Raw genomic sequence first — 1,679 nt, 5'->3', positions numbered from 1 at the left:
GCCCAGCTGACACCGCCAGCAACGTCGCCATTGGCCACGGCAACGATAGTCTGTTCATGCCCGCCAGTGAATTTCACTTCGCCAAAGTAATCACCCGAATCCATGGTGGCGCCAGTGACCTGCGGGATTTCGATCGACGGGATCAGATAGCCCGAGGTAGAGTTCGGATCGCCAAAGCCAAAGGACTTGCCCTTCAAGTCTTCCAGCGAGGCCACGCCGCTGTCCTTGCGCGCAAAGCCAACTGAGTAGTAGCCGAAACCTCCGTCCGCATTGACCTTGACCAGAACCGGCTCAACCGCTTCGGGGTTGGACAGATAGGTCTTAGCATAACCCGACGCGCCCAGCCAGGCCATGTCAATGGTGCCACCCAGCAAGCCCTGGATCACGCCGTTATAATCGGCGGGGGCAAACAGTTTGGTTTCGACACCCAGCAGCTCTTCGGTCTGCTCACGCAGGCATTCCTGTTTGCTCAGACGGTCCTGCGCGTTCTCGCCGCCCAGAATGCCAATGCGGAATTCCTTGATTTCCTCTGCCGCAACGGGGGTCGTCAGCGCGGTGGTTGCCAGAACGGCAGCAAGCAGTTTCTTCATCTCATGTCTCTCCGGTTGGTCAATCCCCGACGAGCAGCCCGCGGGGTCGGTAAAAGAAGTTCGGGGTTACTCGGCGGGAATGGCGGCGCGCATTGCATCCGCCCGTTCCAAAGTCTCGATCTCGGTTGAGGTTGCAGCCTCGGAGAACTCATCCCCGGCGCCGTAAATCTCGCGGGCAACGCCGGTGGTCAGCTGCTCGGGCAGCCCGTCGAACACAATGCGCCCGTCGCGCATGCCGACCACCCGGTCACAGTACCGCCGTGCAGTGTCCAGCGTGTGCAGATTGGCAACCACCGTGCGGCCGTCTTCCTCGTGAATGCGGCGCAGTGCCTCCATAACGGTCTGGGCGTTCATCGGGTCAAGCGAGGCAATCGGCTCATCCGCCAGGATGATCTTCGGATCCTGCATCAGCGCCCGGGCAATCGCCACCCGCTGCTGCTGGCCGCCTGACAGCGCCTCGGCGCGCTTGGCGGCATGTTCAGCAATGCCAAGCCGGCCGAGAATTTCAATTGCCGCGTGAATATCCGCCATCGGGTATAGGTTGAACAGCGTCGCCATCGCGTTGCGCCGGTTCAGCGTTCCGTGCAGCACGTTGGACACCACATCCATCCGCGGCACCAGGTTGAACTGCTGAAAGATCATCGCGCAGTCGGACTGCCAGGCCCGTTTCTCTTTGCCCTTCAGGCCAGTGATTTCACGGCCCTCATACAGAATACGGCCTTCGCTGGCGTCTTCCAGCCGGTTCAGCATCCGCAGCAGAGTGGATTTGCCCGCACCCGAGCGGCCGATAATGCCGATCATGCAGGGCTTGTCGATGTCCAGCGTGGCGGTATCCACCGCTAACTTGCCACCGAACCGTTTTGTCAGTTTGTCTATGCGCAGCACCGGGGCGCTCCCTCTTCGTTCGGGACCTGCCTAATGCGCTTGCTCAAACCTCATGTGTCACCGCCGTGAAAGTTTTGTAACGCCGGGCTGCGCAACCCGTGGGCGTGCAGCACAGAGTTACGGGCCTGCTGCGCATTCTGCCCCTGTCCACAGGGGCCGGGACGGTCTATACGGCCTTCGACTCCTCAATTCCCTTTGCAAAAG

The 1,679-nt window shown here is 60.8% G+C and carries 2 protein-coding genes; both read right to left on the bottom strand.

Going from position 1 to position 1,679, the window contains the following annotated elements; translation table 11 throughout:
* Nucleotides 1-590, bottom strand: a 590-nt coding sequence (gene phnD, locus A2I95_RS35930; RefSeq protein WP_291737308.1) for a phosphate/phosphite/phosphonate ABC transporter substrate-binding protein, incomplete at its 3' end; no start/stop codon positions are given.
* A gap of 66 nt (nt 591-656) precedes the next feature.
* Entirely contained in the window at nt 657-1,475 is an 819-nt protein-coding gene (phnC, locus tag A2I95_RS35925; protein WP_260007469.1) for a phosphonate ABC transporter ATP-binding protein, read from the bottom strand.
* Nucleotides 1,476-1,679: the final 204 nt, after the last annotated feature.

This window comes from Leisingera sp. F5, assembly GCF_001593695.1.
Note: the sequence above shows the minus strand (reverse complement) of the source record. Positions and strands in the feature narration are given on the sequence as shown.